Source organism: Micromonospora aurantiaca ATCC 27029 (assembly GCF_000145235.1).
Classification (GTDB): Bacteria; Actinomycetota; Actinomycetes; order Mycobacteriales; family Micromonosporaceae; genus Micromonospora; species Micromonospora aurantiaca.
On the sequence record NC_014391.1, the window covers coordinates 5,339,045 to 5,355,245 of the forward strand.

Sequence of the window (16,201 nt, forward strand, 5' to 3'; positions counted from 1 at the left end):
ATTGGGCCTGGCCGGTACGGGGCAGGAAGGGTGTTGGCGTGGGCGCAGGTCATGACCACAGCGGCGCGGTGACCAACGCGGCGCACCGCCACCGGGGCCGCCTCTGGGCCGCCTTCGCGCTGCTCGCCGCCCTGATGGTGGTCGAGGCGGTGGCCGCCTTCACGACCGGCTCGCTGGCGCTGCTCTCCGACGCCGGGCACATGTTCACCGACGTCCTCGGCATCGGCATGGCCCTCGCCGCGATCACCGCGACCCGCCGCGCCGGCACCGACCCGCAGCGCACGTTCGGGCTCTACCGGCTGGAGGTGCTCGCCGCCCTCGCCAACGCCGTGCTGCTCGGCGCCGTCGCCATCTACGTCCTGGTCGAGGCGGTACGCCGGTTCGGCGAGCCGCCGGAGGTGCTGGCCGGCCCGATGCTCGTGGTGGCGGTGCTCGGCCTGCTCGCCAACATCGTCGCGTTCGCGCTGCTGCGCGCCGGGTCGAAGGAGAGCATCAACCTGCGCGGGGCGTACCTGGAGGTGCTCGGCGACCTGCTCGGCTCGCTCGGCGTGATCGCCGCCGCGCTGGTCATCGCGGCGACCGACTGGTGGTGGGCGGACCCGCTGGTCGCCGTCGGCATCGGCCTGTTCATCCTGCCGCGCACCTGGCGGCTCGGCCGGGCCGCGCTGCGCATCCTGGTGCAGGCCGCGCCGGAGCACCTGCAGGTCACCGCCGTGCACGACCGGCTGGCCGCCGTACCGGGCGTGGCCGAGGTGCACGACCTGCACGTCTGGACGCTCACCTCGGGCATGGAGGTGGCCTCGGCGCACCTGACCACCGATCCGGGCGTGGACCCGGGCGTGGTGCTGGCCGCCGCGCGGGCCGCCCTGCACGAGGACTTCTCCATCGATCACGCCACGTTGCAGGTCGAACCCGGAGCGTCCGCCGGAGTGTGCGGACAGACCGAGTGGTGATTAGGACACACTTAAATCACTGTGGCTAATGTAGTCTTATGCCGGTTTTGCCCCGCCTAGTGGCACTGCTCCACGGAGCCGTGCCCGGGCAGCGCCGGTAGTCTCGGTCGCGGCCGCACCCGCGGGCGCCACCCGGCCCCGGTGGGGCGGCCGTCGCCTAATCGTCCGCAGGGACGAGCCGGGGAACCACGTACGTGGGGTGCATCCGCGTCAGCGGTAGGGATCTTCCGTCCCGAACCCGTCAGCTAACCCGGTCGGCGTTGACGGAAGGACGTGTGAATGCCCCCAGTGGCACCTGTACGACGGACGGCCGCCCGGTTGGCGGCCCTGCTCGTCGCGACGCTGACCCTCGGCGTCGCGACCGTTCCGGTCTCCCCCGCCTCGGCGGCGCCGGTGACCGGCCTGCTCGCCGCAGCGCCCGGCGACGACGAGGGTGGCACGCCCGAACTGCGTGCCCAGCTCGACGCGGCCAGCAAGGGCTGGCTGGAGGCGAAAGCCGCGCTGAACCGGTCGGTGAGCCGCCAGAAGCAGCTGAACGAACAACTCAAGACGGTCGGCGCCGAGCTGGCCGTACGCGACGCCAAGGTCGGCGAGATCGCCGCCGTGGCGTACCGCAACGGCCGTCTGGGGACCGCCGGGGCGCTGCTCGGCAGCAGCAGCCCGGAGGGCTTCATGGACCGGGCCGCCGCGCTGGAGCAGGTCGCCGCGCACGAGGACCGTACGCTGCGCGACCTGATCACCACCCGGGACGAGGCCACCCGCACCCGCGCCCAGCTCGACGGAGAGATCCGCGAGCAGCGCAAGCAGGTGACGGTGATGGCCAAGCGCAAGGAGCAGGCCGAGCGCGCCCTGGAGGTGGCGAACGACCGGGCCTCGCGCAGCAGCAGCGGCGGTGGCAGCGTCCAGGGCACCTCCAGCAAGAACGCGAAGCCGGCACCGCGCAACTCGGACGGCTCCTGGCCGTCGGAGTCGTGCAGCGTCAACGACCCGACCCCGGCGAACGGCTGCATCACCCCGCGCACGCTGCACGCGCTGCAACAGGCCAAGGCGGCGGGCTTCACCCGGTACGTCTCGTGCCACCGGCCCAGCGGCTCTGGTGAGCACCCGAAGGGGCGGGCCTGCGACTTCGCCGCGCAGAAGAACGGCTTCGGCGGCGTGGCCACCGGCGGTGACCGGACGTACGGCAACAACCTGGCCGCGTACTTCGTGCGCAACGCCGACCCGCTCGCCGTGCTCTACGTGATCTGGTTCAAGCAGATCTGGCTGCCCAGCAGCGGGTGGAAGTCGTACAGCGGCGGCAACGGCGACCCGTCCAGCGACCACACCAACCACGTGCACCTGTCGGTGTACTGAGCGCGCCCCGAGAGGGCCGGCCGGATCAGGCCGGCCGGCCCTCCAGGGTCGCTCCGAGACGAGCCGCCAGGCCCAGGTGAGCCGCCCGGGCCTGGCGGAACGCGTACCCGAACAGTGGCGCCGGAGCGGTGAGCGTGATCTCCACGTCGATGCGTACCGTGCCGTCCGGCTCGTCGCGCAGCCGGGTGTGGTTGCGGACCGTCGTCGCGGGCTGCTGACGCGCCACTGTGACGACCTCGTCCTCGCCGGCGATCAGCACGTCCGCCTGGTACGTGACCGGGAAGTGCAGCGGGCCGAGTTGCAGCCGGTCGGTGATCGCGTAGCTGGCCAGCGCGCCCGGCCGGGCCGGCAGCTTCCGGACCCGGACGATCAGCGGATGCAGCTCGCCCTGGCGACTCAGGTCACCCAGTAGCGCCACCGCTTCGGCCCGGGTGCACCGGGCCTGCACGGTGTAGCTGAAGCTGTCGCTGCTCTGCAAGCGGGCCCCCTCGCCGTCGTGCGTCGCGACGATCGTCCCGTACCGACGCCGGACTGGCAACGGGTAGAAAGTCCCCTGGCTGCAGGGGGTGTGAACGGCGCGCTCAGGCGCCGGGCAGCACCTCGGGGGTGTCGTCGGCGAACCACGGCTCGGGCGCGCCGAACAGGCCGAGCAGGCCGGTCACCCAGAGCTGCCGGTGCACGAACCGGCTCGGCTCGGTGACCACGAGCTTGACGCCGCTGACCTCGCAGGTCTGGAAGCCGGCGACCATGGCGCTGATGCCGACCGAGTCGATGAACGTGACGAGCCGCATGTTCAGCTCGATTCGCGAGGGACGGCCCTTGGCGAGCACTTCGGCGATCGCTTCCCGCACCTCGTACGCGGTGTCGACGTCGATCTCCCCACGGGGCGCGATCTGGACGACACCACCCGGCCGCACCGACTTCACGATCGACAGGCTCACGCGAGCACCTCCACTCGCCCATGACGGGCGCCTCATCAGTACGCGGGCCGCGACCGAGAGTATTCCTCCAACGGCCCGGTCGCCACCCCCCGGGATGAGCAATTCGCGAACTGGGCACACCTGGGCGTACCCAATCCGGACCTCCGGGTTCCAGTTTCCCCTGTATGGCGGGTCGCGGCCAACCGTGCGACCGGGCGGGCCCGCCGATCCGCCGACCAGGGTAGCGGGCGCACGCACGTCCCGTGGGCACCGGTCCCGGCGCGTTCGGGTGGTTCGTCCCGTTCGCTGCTCACGGCCGGGAACCACGGCGTGGTTTGCCACGCGCCCCGGTGGGGCACTGCCCGAGACAGTGAACCCGCCGGATGGACACCGGAGTCCGAAGTGGCCGCCGGCCTTCGGCACCCGAGGAGGTAGAACGATGTTCGGATCCAACCTGCTGGACCGCCGGGGCAAGGCCGAGCGGGTCGCCGACCAGGCGTGGCAGAACCTGCTCTCCGCCGCCGGTTCCGCCGGTGACAGCGTGCGCGACGCCACCCGGACCGCCCGCCGCAGCTCCTCCGGCCTGGCCGACGACGCCACCGACCTGGTCGGCTCCGCCGCCGACGAGGCACGCCGCCGGGCGTCCCTCGCCTTCGACGCGCTCGCCGGCCGCCGGCCCGCCCTGCCCTGGACGCTGCTGATCGCGGCGGCGCTGGCGGGCGCGGCGATCGGCTGGGCCGCCGGCACCGCGGCGCGCGCCGCCGGCAGCCGGGACCGGGCCGCGGACGAGATCGAGTTCGTGGACGTGGACCGGCCGAACTCGCCGGCCGGCCTGGACGGCTGACCCGCCCGTACGACACGACGACGGCCGCCCCCGGGACTCCCGGGAGCGGCCGTCGTGCTGCCTCACCCGCCCCGGGTGAGGCCCGCTCACCCGGGGCGCGCGCAGGATCGCGGGTGCGGGACCACGTGCCCGCGCCGCGATCGACGGGAGGGGGAGCCGGATGGCCACCGACACGATCACGCGTACCGACCGGGACATCCAGTCCGCCGTGCTCGACGAGCTGACCTGGGAGCCGCGGGTCGGCCCGGACGAGATCGGGGTGACCGTCACCGAGGGCGTGGTGACGCTCACCGGCCGGGTGGACAGCTACGCCAAGAAGTGGGCCGCCGAACGGGCCGCGCACCGGGTCGCCCGGGTCCGCGCGGTCGCCAACGACCTCGCCGTCCGGATCGACACCGGGGCCGGACGGGATGACCCGGAGATCGCCGTCGCGGCCGTACGGGCGCTGGAGTGGGACGCGTTCGTACCGATCGAGGCGTTGCAGGTGACCGTGGCCGACGGCTGGGTCACGCTGCACGGCGAGGTCGAGTGGGAGTACCAGCGGCGGGCCGCCGAACGGTCGGTCGCCCGGCTCACCGGCGTACGCGGGGTGAGCAACGGGATCGCCGTGCGCCCCGCGGTGCACGCCGACGGCCGCGACCTGGCCGAGCGGATCGTGGACGCGCTGGCCCGCAACCGCGCCACCGAGGCCGAGGAGGTCGACGTACGGGTGCACGGCGACACGGTGCTGCTGGACGGGCAGGTCCACTCGGCCGGCGAGCGCGAAGAGATCGAGCGGGTGGTGTGGAACGCCCCCGGCATCCGGGAGGTGCACAACCACCTCGTCGTGCGCTGACCGGAACCACCCCGCCCGGGTGAGCCCGCCTCACCCGGGCCGCGGCCAGGGTGGGAGGCATGAGTGATCCGAACGGGCTGATCACACCCGGGCAGGCCGCGCCCGGGTTCACGCTGCCGGCGGCGCCGGACGGGCGCGAGGTGGGCCCCGGGCAGTTCCGGGGCCGTCCCGTGGTACTGGCGTTCTACCCCGCGGACTGGTCACCTGTGTGCGGCGAGCAGATGGCCCTGTACCAGGCCGCCCTGCCGGAGCTGGAGCGGTACGACGCGGTGCTGCTGGGCATCTCGGTGGACAGCGTCGACTCGCACCGGGCGTTCGCCGAGAGCCGGGGCATCCGGATCCCGCTGCTCGCCGACTTCGAGCCCAAGGGTGAGGTGCCGCGCCGGTACGGGGCGTACGCGCCGCACGGGCAGTCGGAGCGGGCACTCGTGGTGGTCGGCCCGGACGGCCGGGTGGCCTGGAGCCACCTCTCCCCGCCCGAGGTGAACCCGGGCGTGGACGGCATCCTCGACGCGCTCGAGAGCCTGGACTCGGATCGGCGGGTGAGTGCCGCATGACCACGCCCCTCCAGGTCACCACCGCACGGCTGCGGATCCCGGTGACCGAACGCGACCATGTCCGCGGGCCGGTGGACGCGCCGGTCACGATCGTCGAGTACGGCGACTTCCAGTGCCGGTTCTGCGGCGCCGCCTACCCGAACCTGACCGAGGTGCTGCGCCAGCGGGCCGACACGGTGCGGCTGGCGTACCGGCACTTCCCGATCACCAACGTCCACCCGTACGCGGAGAGCGCCGCGGAGACCGCCGAGGCCGCCGCCGCCCGGGGCCGGTTCTGGGAGATGTACGACTGGCTCTACCAGCACCAGGACCAGCTCGACCAGGTGCACCTGTCGCTCGGCGTCGAGCAGATCGGCCTGTCGCCGGAGGAGATCGCCGCGGAGGTCGGCCGGCAGGAGTACGCCGACCGGGTCCGGCAGGACTTCGTCGGCGGCATCCGCAGCGGCGTCAACGGCACCCCGACGTTGTTCGTCAACGACGTCCGGCACGACGGCGGCTACGACCTGGCCGAGCTGCTGGCAGTGGTGGACGCCGCCACCGACGACGGCTGACTGTCAGATCAGCCGCAGCTCGCGCGCCCGCCGGACGGCGTCCCGCCGGCGGGTCGCGTCGAGCTTGCGGTAGATGTTGCGCACGTGCGTCTTGACCGTGTTGACCGACAGTGACAGCTCGGCGGCGATCTCCACGTTGGACAGGATGCTCTGGAGATAGCGCAGGATGGTCAGTTCCCGCTCGGTGAGCGGCTCGTCGAGCGACCGGGCCGGACCGTCGGCCGGTGCCGCTGCCGGTTGCGCGTCCACGCCCCGGACCAGCTCGCTCACCGTGGCCCAGTACGCGGTGCCCGAGTCCAGGCGCGCGGCGAGCAGGTCCCGTACCCCCGGGTCGGCCCGGGTGAAGACGCGCCGGAAGCCGTCCGGCTCGGCGAGTGCCAGCACCTCCTCCAGCAGCCGTCCGGCGCGCCGAGCGTCACCGGAGGCGTCGGCGAGCGCCGCGTCGAGCAGCCCGGCGCCCAGCCGCACCGGCAGCGGCCAGTCCGCCGCGTCGGACGCGGTCCAGTCGGGAAGTGCACGCTCGGCCGCGCGGGCGTCACCGGCGCGCAGCCGCAGCCGCGCGGCCACCAGCGCCGGCGCCGGCGCGTCACCCGCCGCGTCGAGCAGCGTCCGGGCACCGTCGACGTCGCCGACGGCGGCGCGTACCTGGGCCTCGTCGGCGGCGAGCCATTCGCCGAGCTCCGCGCCGGGCGCGACGGCGCGCGCCCCGGCGAGCGTGCGCAGCGCGCCGCCCGGGTCGCCGCCGTCGGCCAGCAGCCCGGCCCGGCACAGCGCGGTGAGCGCCGCGCCGCCCGGCTCCGCACCGGCCGGCCCGGCGAGCGCCAGGTGGGCCGTGGCCTCCGCCGGCCGGTCCCGCTGCCAGTCCACGAACGCCAGCGCCAGGTACGCGTAGCCGCAGTCGGACCGCGACGACCAGCCCTGACACGGCGGCATCGCCAGCGCCTCCCGGGCCAGTTGCTCTGCGGCCCGCAGCGCGCCCCGGGCCGCCTCCAGCAACGCCGAGCGGCTGACGCAGAGCAGTTCGGTACGCGGCCGCCCGGCCCGCCGCGCCGCCTCCCGCGCGGCGGCGAACCGGTCCCGGGCGGTGGACAGCTCCCCCTCGGCCAGCGCGACCAGCCCGTGCGCGGCGCCGGCCACCGCGCGCACGTCGTGCCGCTCGGCCGTCCCGGCGCGCGGATCGCCGGCATCACCGGCAACGGCACTGTCGGCGTCCGGGCCGCCCCGGGACTCGTCAGCGGCGATGGTGGCCAGCAGGCGGTCGGCGGCCCGGCGTACCTCCTCGTGGTCGCCGCCGAGCCGGGCGAGGCTCAGCTCCACGGCGGCGGCCAGCCGGCCGAACCGGTCACGGCGGGGCGCGGGCAGGCCGGCGGCCTCGGCCAGCGCCCGCCGCAGCTGCGCGTCGGCGGCGGCCCGATCCCCGGCGTACGCCCGTTCGGCGGCGGCGGCCAGCGCCAGCTCCGGATCCCGGCGGACCGCCTCGGCGGGCGGCTCGGGCGGAGCGGGTACGGCGGCCGGTTCGTCCGGCGCCAGCTCGGGCCAGCGGGTGACGAGCAGTTCGGTGGCGTCGGCCCACTCACCGGCGAGAAGCGCGTGCCGCAGCGCCTCGGCCGGACGGTCGTGGGTGCCGTACCAGCCGGCGGCCCGCCGGTGCAGTTCCCGCACCTCGTCGGCGGGCAGCCGGTCCAGCTCGTCGCGCAGCACGTCGGCCAGCAGCGGGTGCGGCCGGTACCAGGGTGGGCTGCCGCCGTCCTGGTGGAGGAAGCCGCCCTCCCGGGCCGCCTCGGCGAGCAGGTGCCCGGCGTCGGGCCGCCCGGTCAGCGCGGCCGCCAGGTCGGCGTGGACCGCGACGGCCACCGCCACCCGGCGCAGGACGTCGCGGGTCGCCGGTTCCAGCGGGGCGAGCACCTCGTCCCGCAGGTACGCGGCGACGTCCGGCTGGTCACCGGCGAACCGTTCCACGGTGCGCGCCGGGTCGGCGCCGTCGCCGAGCGCGAGCGCGGCGAAGCGCAGCCCGGCCGGCCAGCCGGTGGTCCGTTCGACGAGCCGGGTCACGGCCGGGGCGGGTACGGCCACGCCGTGCGCGACGAGCAGGTCGGCCACCTCGTCGGCGGTGAACGCCAGGTCGTCGGCGCCGATCACGGTCAGCTCGCCGGCCAGCCGCCAGCGGTGCAGCGCCAGCGGTGGTTCGCCGCGCGCGCCGGCCACCAGCCGCAAGCGGCCGTCGGAGTGCCGGAGCAGGAACTCCAGCCCGGTCAGGGCGGCCGGGTCGGTGACCCGGTGCAGGTCGTCCAGGACCAGCAGCACGGGTCGTTCACGGGTGGCGAGCGCGGCGGCGAGCGTTTCGAGCTGCTCGGGCCGGGGCGGCCCGTCCGGCATCGGTGGAGGGCCGTCGTCCGGATCGTCGGCGGCGGCGGTACGCAGGGCCGCCGCGAGGTAGCCCCAGAGCCGCCGGGTGGTCTCCCCCTCGGCCACCGTGACCCAGGCCGGCGCCGGCCCGTCCCGTTCCCCCTGCGCCCAGGTCGACAGCAGCGTCGTCTTGCCCCAGCCGGCCGGCGCGCAGACGAGCGTCACCGGCCCGGACGCGCCCTGTTCCAGCCGGTCGAGCAGCCGGGGACGCAGCAGGACCGGCTCGGGCGGCACGGGCGGCGTCAACCGGGACGCCAGCAGCGGCGGGCCACCCGGCAGCGCACCACCGGCGACATCGGGCGAATCGAGGCCGGTGGTGAGCAGATCGGGCGTACCGGTGATGTCGCTTGTGCCGCTCGGTGCGGTGACGACCTGGTCTGCCTCCTCCGGCATGCGTCCCTCCCCCCGTCGGTGCGGGCAGCGGTTACCCGCAGCGCGCCGGTTCACCCCTTCGGGGCGAACCCCGCTCACCCGGGCGGCGCGCACCCTGTAGGCACGCGGGGTGGCCGGCCGGGTTGGCCGGCCACCCGGGGACGGCGGGAGGTCAGGTGGCGCGGAGCGGGCGGCTGGCGGCGGGCGTGCTGGTGCTGGCGGGGGTACGGGTGCTGGCTCCGGCGGGCGCGCGGGTGCTGGCCCGCCGCCGGGCGCGGCGGTCCGGCGCCGACCCGCGGCCGGGCCGGTGGCAGGTGGTGACGATCGCCGGGGCGCCCGAGCAGGTGCTCCCGGCCGGGCGGTGGCCCGAGCCACTGCGCCGCCTCGACGGCGCGGTCGAGCTGTGGGCCCGTCCGGCCCCCGGCGGTCGCGGTACCGAGCTGGCGGTCCGCCCGCTGGGCGGGGAGTGCACGCTCCCGGGGTTCGCCGCACACCTGGTCGGCGACGACCCGGGCCGGTTCCTGCGCCACGTGCTGCGGCAGACCAAGCAGCTCCTGGAGACCGGTGAGGTGCTGCGGGCGGACCGTTCGCCGCTGGACCGGCCGGGGACCGTGACGTGAGGGCGCTGTGCTGGGCGGGAGCCGGCCTCGTGGAGGTGCGCCGCGTCCCGGACCCGGAGCTGCGCAACGCCCAGGACATGATCGTCCGGGTCCGGCGGAGCACGACCTGCGGCGCGGACCTGCCGCTTCTGGCCGGGCAGGTGCCCGAGGCGTCCGCCGGGGAGGTGCTCGGACGCGAGTTCCTCGGCGACGTGGTCGAGGTCGGTCCGGAGGTACGCCGGCACCGGGTCGCCGACCGGGTGGTGGTGGGCGCGGCGGTGGCCTGCGGGGCGTGCTGGTTCTGCCGGCAAGGGCTGCCGGCGTGCTGTGACAACGGCACGAGCGGCGTGGTGGCCGAGCCGGAGTGGGGGCAGCCGCCCGCCGGCGGGTACGGCCGCCCGGCCCGGCTGGGCGGCTTCGCCGGTGGTCACGCCGAGTACGTGCGGGTGCCGTACGCCGATGTGGGCGCGTTCGCCGTGCCGGAGTCGGTGAGCGACGAGCGGGCGGTGTTCGCCGCCGACGCCGCACCGGCCGGCTGGTACGGCGCCGAGCTGGGCGAGGTCGCCCCCGGCGACGTGGTGGCGGTCTGGGGCGCGGGCGCGGTCGGCCAGCTCACCGCCGACGCGGCGGTGGCCCGGGGCGCGGACCGGGTGGTGGTGGTCGACGACCGGGACGACCGGCTGCGGATGGTCACCGGGCACGACGGCGTGGAGGCGCTCAACCACAGGTACGTGGACGTGCTCGCCGAGCTGCGCGAACGCAGCGGCGGCCGGGGCCCGGACGTGTGCGTCGACGCCTCCGGGGCGCCGGCCGCGCCGGGCCGGTGGCCGGTGGCCGAGCCGGACGGCGGGGCGGCGCTGCGCGAGGCGGTGCACGCCTGCCGCAAGGGCGGCGTGGTGGTGGTGCTCGGCGCCCGGCCCGGATTCGTGGACCGGTTCCCGCTCGGCCCGTTCGCCGACAAAGGGCTCGCCGTCCGCGCCGCCCGGCGCCGGGGCAGTGCCGCGATCCCGGCGCTGCTGGAACGGATGGCCCGCGACGAGCTGGTCACCGAGCACCTGGCCACCCATCGGATGCCGCTGGAGCGCGGCGCCGAGGGGTACGCGTTGTTCCGGGACCGGGCCGACGGCTGCGTCCGGGTGCTCTTCACCCCGTGAAGGTGAGCGCCGTGGATGGCACACTCGGCGGATGCGCGCAGACCGTCCGTACGACCTCGTCCTGTTCGGCGCCACCGGCTTCACCGGCGGACTGACCGCCGAGTACCTGGCCCGGCACGCGCCGGACCGGCTGCGCTGGGCACTCGCCGGGCGCAACCCGGACAAGCTGGCCGCGGTGCGGGACCGGCTGGCCGCGATCGACCCGGCCCTGGCCGACCTGCCGCTGCTCACCGCCGACGTGACCGACCCGGCGTCGCTGCGGGCGGTGGCGGAGAGCGCCCGGGTGGTGGCCACGACCGTCGGCCCGTACGTGCACCACGGCGAGCCGCTGGTGGCCGCCTGTGCCGCGGCCGGCACCGACTATCTCGACATCACCGGCGAGCCGGAGTTCGTCGACCGGATGTACGTGCGGCACCACGCCGAGGCGGTGCGCACCGGGGCACGCCTGGTGCACGCCTGCGGTTTCGACTCGATCCCGCACGACCTGGGCGTCTGGTACACGGTCAAGCAACTGCCCGCGGACGGACCGATCGCCGTGGACGGCTACGTGCGGGCCGGTGGCCGGTTCTCCGCCGGGACGTACCACTCGGCGCTCACTGCGTTCTCCCGTACCGGTGAGATGAGCCGCGCGGCGCGGGCCCGCCGGGCGATGGAGCCCGGCCCGCACGGACGCCGGGTCCGCGCGGTGCCGGGCAAGGTCGGCCGGGTACGCGAGTTCGGCCAGTGGGCGGTGCCGCTGCCCACCATCGACCCGCAGGTGGTCCGCCGGTCCGCGGCGGCCCGCCCGGAGTACGGCCCGGACTTCCGCTACCGGCACTTCGCGGCGATGAAGCGGCTGCCCACTGTGCTGGTCGCCGGCGTCGGACTGGCCGGTGTGGTGGGGTTGGTGAAGGTGGCGCCGACGCGGCGCTGGCTGCTCGGGCGGCTCGCCTCCGGGCAGGGCCCGACCGCCGAGCAGCGGGCCAAGTCGTGGTTCCGGGTGCGGTTCGTGGGCACCGCCGGCGACCGGCGGGTGGTGACCGAGGTGGCCGGCGGCGACCCGGGTTACGACGAGACGGCCAAGATGCTCGCCGAGTCGGCGCTCTGCCTGGCCTTCGACGACCTGCCGGAGACCGCCGGGCAGGTCACGCCGGTCACGGCGATGGGTGACGCGCTGCTGGATCGGCTGGTACGCGCGGGCATCACGTTCCGCACGCTGCCGGCGTGAGGTTGACCCTCGACCCGCTTGAGGTCACAGGATGACGGCCGTGGAGAGCGAGCTTCGCAGCATCGGCGAACTGGCCCGGGCCAGCGGGTTGACGGTCAGCGCGCTGCGGTTCTACGACCGTTCCGGCGTGCTGGCCCCGGCCCGGGTGGACCCGGTGACCGGCTACCGCTGGTACACCGAGGAGCAGGTGGACCCGGCCCGGCTGGTAGCAGGGCTGCGCCGGGTGGGGATGCCGCTGGCCGGCATCGCCGAGGCGCTGCGGAACCGGCACCGGCCGGCCGAGGTGCACCGGCTGCTGGACGCGCACCTGCGCCGCCTGGAGGACGGCCTGGCCGACGCGCGTCGCGAACTCTCCCGGATCCGTAGCCTGATCGACCCGGAGGAGATCACAGTGACCACCCGCCTCGTGCTGTCCCGCACCGACCTCGCCGCCGCCGTGGACGCCGTACGCTTCGCCGTCGGCGCCGACCCCGGCCTGCCGGTCCTGTCCGGCGTGCTGGTGGAGGTCGAGCCGGACGGTGTCCGGCTGGTCGCCACCGACCGGCACCGGCTCGCCGTGGCCCGGGTCGGCGGCACCGTCGACGGCCCGCCGGTGAGCGCGCTGCTGCCGGTGGCCGCCGTCGACGAACTCCGCGCGCTGCTGGACCTCGACGGCGCCGACACCGCCGAGGTCGTCGTCGCCACCGACCGGGTGACTGTCACGGTGGCGGGCCGGCCGCTGACCGCCGTCCCGTTGCCGTACGACTTCCCCGACTACCGGCGGCTGCTGCGGGCGCAGCTCGGCGACGTGCCCACGTACCGGATCCCGTTCGACGGCGCGGCGCTGCGCGCGGCGCTCACCGCCGACGGCGTCCCGGTCTGCCACCGCGCGCACGAGGGAGTCGAGCACGAGGTGGTGGCGCTCGGCCTGGACGGCCGGGGTGAGCTGCGCCTGGTCGACCCGAACGGCGTGGTCGCCGCCGGGGGCGTGGAGGGCGGGGCGGGCGCGGCGGGCGCGGGCGGCCCGGATGCGCTTCGGGTGGCGGTGAACCGCGAGTACCTGCTGGACGCGCTGGGGTCCGGCGACGGCCAGCTCGTGCTGGAGCTGGACGGCCCGATCGCCCCGCTGGCCGTACGGCGGGCCGACGACGCGCACGCCTTCTCGGTCCTGATGCCGGTACGCCTCTGACGTTCCGCGCTCGCCGGCGTCGGTACCGCTCTGCGGCAGGCATCCGTGACTGTGCGTGACGCCGCCGCCCTCCTGGGTGCGTCACCCCTCGCGCACTTTGCTCTGCAGCCATCCGCGCGACGCTGACGCTCCGTCGAACGCCGCGTCGGTGGCTGCAGAGCAAAGTCGCCGGAGGGACATGTCCGCCGGAGAGCGGGTCCGCGAGATTGACCAGGTCAGCGAGCTAGCGAGCCGCAGCGGGGCGGCACGAGCACCGGAGCACCATCACGGAAAGTGAGAACGGCGCACCGACGGCGGCACCATCACGCACCGTCACCGGAAAGGGCCTCGCGGCGGCGGGCTGCGCGGGCCGGGCCGGGGCGGCGGGGGCGCGACGGTAGCATCTGGAGGTCCCACCTGACTGCCTGGACGGAGGCGTACGAGCAGCATGCTCGACATGGAGTTGATCCGGAAGGATCGCGAGGCGGTGGCGACCGCGCTGGCGAAGCGTCTGGATCCCGCCGAGGTCACCCGGGCGCTGGACGACATCCAGCGGCTCGACCAGGAACGACGCGCCCTGATCACGGAGATCGACGCCGAGCGGCAGCGCCGCAAGGCCGAGGCGCGCGCGTACGCGGAGGCGAAACGGTCCGGCGGCACGCCGCAGCCGGTCGCCCCGGAGGCCGAGCGCAAGCAGCTCGCGGAGCTGGAGTCCCAGCTCGACGAGGTGCAGTCCCGGCTCCGCTCGGCGATGAGCGAGCTGCCGAACCTGCCCGCCGAGGACGTGGTCCCCGGCGGCAAGGAGGCCAACCGGGTGGTGCGGACGTTCGGCGAGGCGCCGGCCATCGAGAAGGTACGCGACCACGTGGAGCTGAGCCGCGCGCTCGGCCTGGTCGACCACGAGCGGGGCGTGAAGCTCGGCGGCTCGGGCTTCTGGATGTACACCGGTCTGGGCGCCCGGCTGGAGTGGGCGCTGGTGAACTGGCTGATCGAGCAGAACATCCAGGCCGGCTACGAGTTCCTGCTCCCGCCGCACCTGCTGCTGGACAGCGCCGGTTTCGCCGCCGGGCAGTTCCCGAAGTTCCACGACGACGTCTACCACATCGACAAGCAGTCGTCCTCGCGCGGCCAGTTCCTGCTGCCCACCGCGGAGACGGCGATCCTCGGCGCGTACCAGGACGAGATCCTGGAGACGCCGAAGCTGCCGTTGAAGGCGTTCGCGTACACGCCGTGCTACCGGCGCGAGGCGGCCGGTTCGCACTCCGACGAGCGCGGCACCGTACGCGGCCACCAGTTCAACAAGGTGGAGATCTTCCAGTTCACGCTGCCGGAGCAGGCGGGCGAGGCGCTGGAGGCGATGGTCGGGCACGTCGAGGGCCTGGTCGGCAAGCTCGGTCTGCACTTCCAGACCAGCCTGCTCGCCGCCGGTGACGCGAGCGCCTCGATGAAGAAGACGCTCGACGTCGAGGTGTGGATGCCGAGCACCGGCAAGTACAAGGAGGTGTCGTCGGTCTCCTGGGCCGGTGACTACCAGGCCCGCCGGGCGGCGATCCGCTACCGCGAGCCGGGCGCGAAGCAGACCCGTTTCGTGCACACGCTCAACGGGTCTGCGCTCGCCACCAGCCGCCTGTTCCCGGCCATCCTGGAGCAGTGCCAGCAGCCCGACGGCTCGGTGGTGGTCCCGGAGGTCCTCCGCGACAAGCTCGGCACCGACCGCCTCACCCCGCGCTGACCCGCGTCCCCGTCCCCGTCCCCGCCCCACCCGCCTCTCCCCCGCGATCTTGCACTTCCGGCCCGCGAGAAGTCCGCTTCACCCCTTCCGCCCGGGCACCAACTGCAAGATCGCGGGAGAGGGGGCGGGGGCGGGAGCGGGGGCGGGGGCGGGAGCGGCGGGTGAGGGCGGCGAGGAGCAGCGCGGCGAGGAGCAACGCCGCGAGGACGGCGGGGCCTAGCGTGTCGACTGTGCTCACCACTGACTGCTGGATGCGGGCGGCGGTGCGGATGACCGGGTCGGTGAAGGCGTCGTAGCGGCCCTGGGCGAGGCGTACCTCGTACCAGCCGTACCAGGCGACGTAGCCGCCCGCTACCAGCAGCACCAGGCCGCTCAGCCGCGGCACCCACGCGCCCGCGCCGCGCAGCCGCGCCACGACCCGGCCGCGCAGCAGCGCCACGGCGAGCGCGGCCACGCCGACCACGAGCGCCATCCCCAGCGCGTACGCGCCGAACAGCGCCAGGCCGCGCAGCGGCGACCCGGCCCGCAGGCTGGTCACCACGATCGCCAGGAACGGCGCAATCGCGCAGGTCAGCGACGTGAGCGCGTACGCCGCGCCGAACAGCGCCATGGACGGCCAGGTACGGGTGAGCCGGGGCGCGACACGCAGCGGGCGCGGCGTGGGCAGCCGCCGGCCGGCGAGCAGCCAGCACCCGGCCAGCGCCAGCAGCACGCCGAGCGTCACCGTCAGCCACGGCAGCCGGGGCCGCAGCCAGTCCGCCGCCGGTGCCAGGGCGAGCCCGAACGCGCCGAACACCAGCACGTACCCGAGGGTGAGACCGGCCGTCGCGGTGAGCGCGCGTCCGACCGCGCCGCGCCCGCCGTCGGGGCCGGCGACGAGCAGCGAGAGGTACGCGGGCAGCATCGCGAAGCCGCACGGGTTGACCGCGCCGAGCATGCCCGCGGTGAGCGCGAGCAGCAGCGCGCCGGTCATCCCCGGGCCAGCGTCTCGACCTGCCGGGTCAGTGCCTCGCCGTCCAGGAATCCCTGGTGGACGACCCGGCCGGTGCGGTCCAGGACGACGAATGTGCTCTGCTCGGCCACCTTGAACCGGCGCCACAGCGCGCCCGCCCGGTCGTCGATCTGTGTCGTGCCGCCCAGGTCGAACTCGGTGACGAACGACTTCATCGCCTTCTGCTCGCCGAGTCCGGCGACGCCGACGATCGGGACCGTGTCGCGGTAGGTGGGGGCGATCTCGGCCACCGTCCACGCCTGGCTGGCGCAGGTGGCGCACCAGGGCGCCCAGAACCAGAGCACGACCGGCCGCCCGGCCAGGGCGGCGGCGTCGAACGCCGTACCGTCGAGGGTCTTGCCGGTGAACGACAGCGCGGCCGGCACCACGGCCGGTGACGCGGACGCCGGACCGGATGCCGGCCCGGACGGGGACGCGGCGGCCGGGGGTGCCGGTGCGACCGCTCCGGCCCGGTCCCCGGGCTCGGGCCCGGCGGCGCAGGCGGTCGCGGCGGCGAGCGTGGCGGCCAGTACGGCGGCGGCTGTCACACGAGCGGCGGTACGCATCGGCGGCTCCTGGT

The 16,201-nt window shown here is 75.2% G+C and carries 16 protein-coding genes and 1 riboswitch; of the genes, 11 read left to right on the plus strand and 5 right to left on the minus strand.

The genetic code is table 11. From position 1 onward, the window contains the following. Positions 1-38: 38 nt before the first annotated feature. Positions 39-953, plus strand: a complete 915-nt coding sequence (locus MICAU_RS23525) for a cation diffusion facilitator family transporter (RefSeq protein ID WP_013287846.1) — start codon at positions 39-41, stop codon at positions 951-953. A gap of 144 nt (positions 954-1,097) precedes the next feature. Further along, positions 1,098-1,228, plus strand: a riboswitch (cyclic di-AMP (ydaO/yuaA leader). A gap of 4 nt (positions 1,229-1,232) precedes the next feature. Then, the gene (locus tag MICAU_RS23530; protein WP_013287847.1) at positions 1,233-2,306 is read left to right on the plus strand and encodes a coiled-coil domain-containing protein; all 1,074 of its coding nucleotides are present in this window, start codon (positions 1,233-1,235) and stop codon (positions 2,304-2,306) included. Between the two features lie 25 nt (positions 2,307-2,331). Here MICAU_RS23530 and MICAU_RS23535 read toward each other — a convergent pair whose 3' ends face one another. Continuing rightward, positions 2,332-2,784: an SRPBCC family protein gene (locus tag MICAU_RS23535; protein ID WP_013287848.1), complete on the minus strand. Its 453-nt coding sequence runs from the start codon at positions 2,782-2,784 to the stop codon at positions 2,332-2,334. A gap of 103 nt (positions 2,785-2,887) precedes the next feature. Continuing rightward, positions 2,888-3,247 carry an STAS domain-containing protein gene (locus tag MICAU_RS23540; RefSeq protein WP_013287849.1) on the minus strand — a complete coding sequence of 120 codons (360 nt, stop codon included), beginning with the start codon at positions 3,245-3,247 and terminating at the stop codon, positions 2,888-2,890. A gap of 418 nt (positions 3,248-3,665) precedes the next feature. Here MICAU_RS23540 and MICAU_RS23545 point away from each other — a divergent pair, with 418 nt between their 5' ends. From MICAU_RS23545 to MICAU_RS23560, 4 genes are all read left to right on the plus strand, one after another. Continuing rightward, entirely contained in the window at positions 3,666-4,070 is a 405-nt protein-coding gene (locus MICAU_RS23545) for a hypothetical protein (RefSeq protein ID WP_013287850.1), read from the plus strand. Between the two features lie 160 nt (positions 4,071-4,230). Next, positions 4,231-4,905, plus strand: a complete 675-nt coding sequence (locus MICAU_RS23550) for a BON domain-containing protein (RefSeq protein WP_013287851.1) — start codon at positions 4,231-4,233, stop codon at positions 4,903-4,905. Between the two features lie 59 nt (positions 4,906-4,964). Continuing rightward, the gene (locus MICAU_RS23555; protein ID WP_013287852.1) at positions 4,965-5,462 is read left to right on the plus strand and encodes a redoxin domain-containing protein; all 498 of its coding nucleotides are present in this window, start codon (positions 4,965-4,967) and stop codon (positions 5,460-5,462) included. Beyond that, entirely contained in the window at positions 5,459-6,013 is a 555-nt protein-coding gene (locus tag MICAU_RS23560) for a DsbA family protein (RefSeq protein WP_013287853.1), read from the plus strand. Before MICAU_RS23555 ends, MICAU_RS23560 begins: the two co-directional genes overlap by 4 nt. Before the next feature lie 3 nt (positions 6,014-6,016). On the opposite strand, the gene MICAU_RS23565 is transcribed toward MICAU_RS23560, so the two are convergent. Beyond that, positions 6,017-8,812 carry a winged helix-turn-helix domain-containing protein gene (locus MICAU_RS23565; protein ID WP_013287854.1) on the minus strand — a complete coding sequence of 932 codons (2,796 nt, stop codon included), beginning with the start codon at positions 8,810-8,812 and terminating at the stop codon, positions 6,017-6,019. Positions 8,813-8,967: 155 nt separating this feature from the next. Here MICAU_RS23565 and MICAU_RS23570 point away from each other — a divergent pair, with 155 nt between their 5' ends. The 5 genes from MICAU_RS23570 to serS all read left to right on the plus strand — a co-directional run bounded on the left by MICAU_RS23570 (position 8,968) and on the right by serS (position 14,630). Next, positions 8,968-9,411: a hypothetical protein gene (locus MICAU_RS23570; RefSeq protein WP_013287855.1), complete on the plus strand. Its 444-nt coding sequence runs from the start codon at positions 8,968-8,970 to the stop codon at positions 9,409-9,411. Further along, positions 9,408-10,544 carry an alcohol dehydrogenase catalytic domain-containing protein gene (locus MICAU_RS23575; protein WP_013287856.1) on the plus strand — a complete coding sequence of 379 codons (1,137 nt, stop codon included), beginning with the start codon at positions 9,408-9,410 and terminating at the stop codon, positions 10,542-10,544. The genes MICAU_RS23570 and MICAU_RS23575 overlap by 4 nt, the downstream gene beginning before the upstream one ends. A gap of 31 nt (positions 10,545-10,575) precedes the next feature. After that, complete coding sequence (locus tag MICAU_RS23580) at positions 10,576-11,751, plus strand: saccharopine dehydrogenase family protein (RefSeq protein ID WP_013287857.1); 1,176 nt, start codon at positions 10,576-10,578, stop codon at positions 11,749-11,751. 31 nt (positions 11,752-11,782) lie between these two features. Next, positions 11,783-12,919 carry a DNA polymerase III subunit beta family protein gene (locus tag MICAU_RS23585; RefSeq protein WP_013287858.1) on the plus strand — a complete coding sequence of 379 codons (1,137 nt, stop codon included), beginning with the start codon at positions 11,783-11,785 and terminating at the stop codon, positions 12,917-12,919. Between the two features lie 427 nt (positions 12,920-13,346). Next, entirely contained in the window at positions 13,347-14,630 is a 1,284-nt protein-coding gene (serS, locus tag MICAU_RS23590; protein ID WP_013287859.1) for a serine--tRNA ligase, read from the plus strand. Here serS and MICAU_RS23595 read toward each other — a convergent pair. Both MICAU_RS23595 and MICAU_RS23600 read right to left on the minus strand, forming a co-directional pair. Further along, positions 14,617-15,603, minus strand: a complete 987-nt coding sequence (locus MICAU_RS23595) for a cytochrome c biogenesis CcdA family protein (RefSeq protein ID WP_013287860.1) — start codon at positions 15,601-15,603, stop codon at positions 14,617-14,619. The genes serS and MICAU_RS23595 overlap by 14 nt on opposite strands. After that, the gene (locus MICAU_RS23600) at positions 15,600-16,187 is read right to left on the minus strand and encodes a TlpA family protein disulfide reductase (RefSeq protein WP_013287861.1); all 588 of its coding nucleotides are present in this window, start codon (positions 16,185-16,187) and stop codon (positions 15,600-15,602) included. Before MICAU_RS23600 ends, MICAU_RS23595 begins: the two co-directional genes overlap by 4 nt. Positions 16,188-16,201: the final 14 nt, after the last annotated feature.

Coding starts and splice junctions, on each gene's coding strand:
- MICAU_RS23530 (WP_013287847.1), top strand. CDS start 1,233: ATGCCCCCAGTGGCACCTGTACGACGGACGGCCGCCCGGTTGGCGGCC.
- MICAU_RS23545 (WP_013287850.1), top strand. CDS start 3,666: ATGTTCGGATCCAACCTGCTGGACCGCCGGGGCAAGGCCGAGCGGGTC.
- MICAU_RS23550 (WP_013287851.1), top strand. CDS start 4,231: ATGGCCACCGACACGATCACGCGTACCGACCGGGACATCCAGTCCGCC.
- MICAU_RS23555 (WP_013287852.1), top strand. CDS start 4,965: ATGAGTGATCCGAACGGGCTGATCACACCCGGGCAGGCCGCGCCCGGG.
- MICAU_RS23560 (WP_013287853.1), top strand. CDS start 5,459: ATGACCACGCCCCTCCAGGTCACCACCGCACGGCTGCGGATCCCGGTG.
- MICAU_RS23565 (WP_013287854.1), bottom strand. CDS start 8,812: ATGCCGGAGGAGGCAGACCAGGTCGTCACCGCACCGAGCGGCACAAGC.
- MICAU_RS23580 (WP_013287857.1), top strand. CDS start 10,576: ATGCGCGCAGACCGTCCGTACGACCTCGTCCTGTTCGGCGCCACCGGC.
- MICAU_RS23585 (WP_013287858.1), top strand. CDS start 11,783: ATGACGGCCGTGGAGAGCGAGCTTCGCAGCATCGGCGAACTGGCCCGG.
- serS (WP_013287859.1), top strand. CDS start 13,347: ATGCTCGACATGGAGTTGATCCGGAAGGATCGCGAGGCGGTGGCGACC.
- MICAU_RS23595 (WP_013287860.1), bottom strand. CDS start 15,603: ATGACCGGCGCGCTGCTGCTCGCGCTCACCGCGGGCATGCTCGGCGCG.
- MICAU_RS23600 (WP_013287861.1), bottom strand. CDS start 16,187: ATGCGTACCGCCGCTCGTGTGACAGCCGCCGCCGTACTGGCCGCCACG.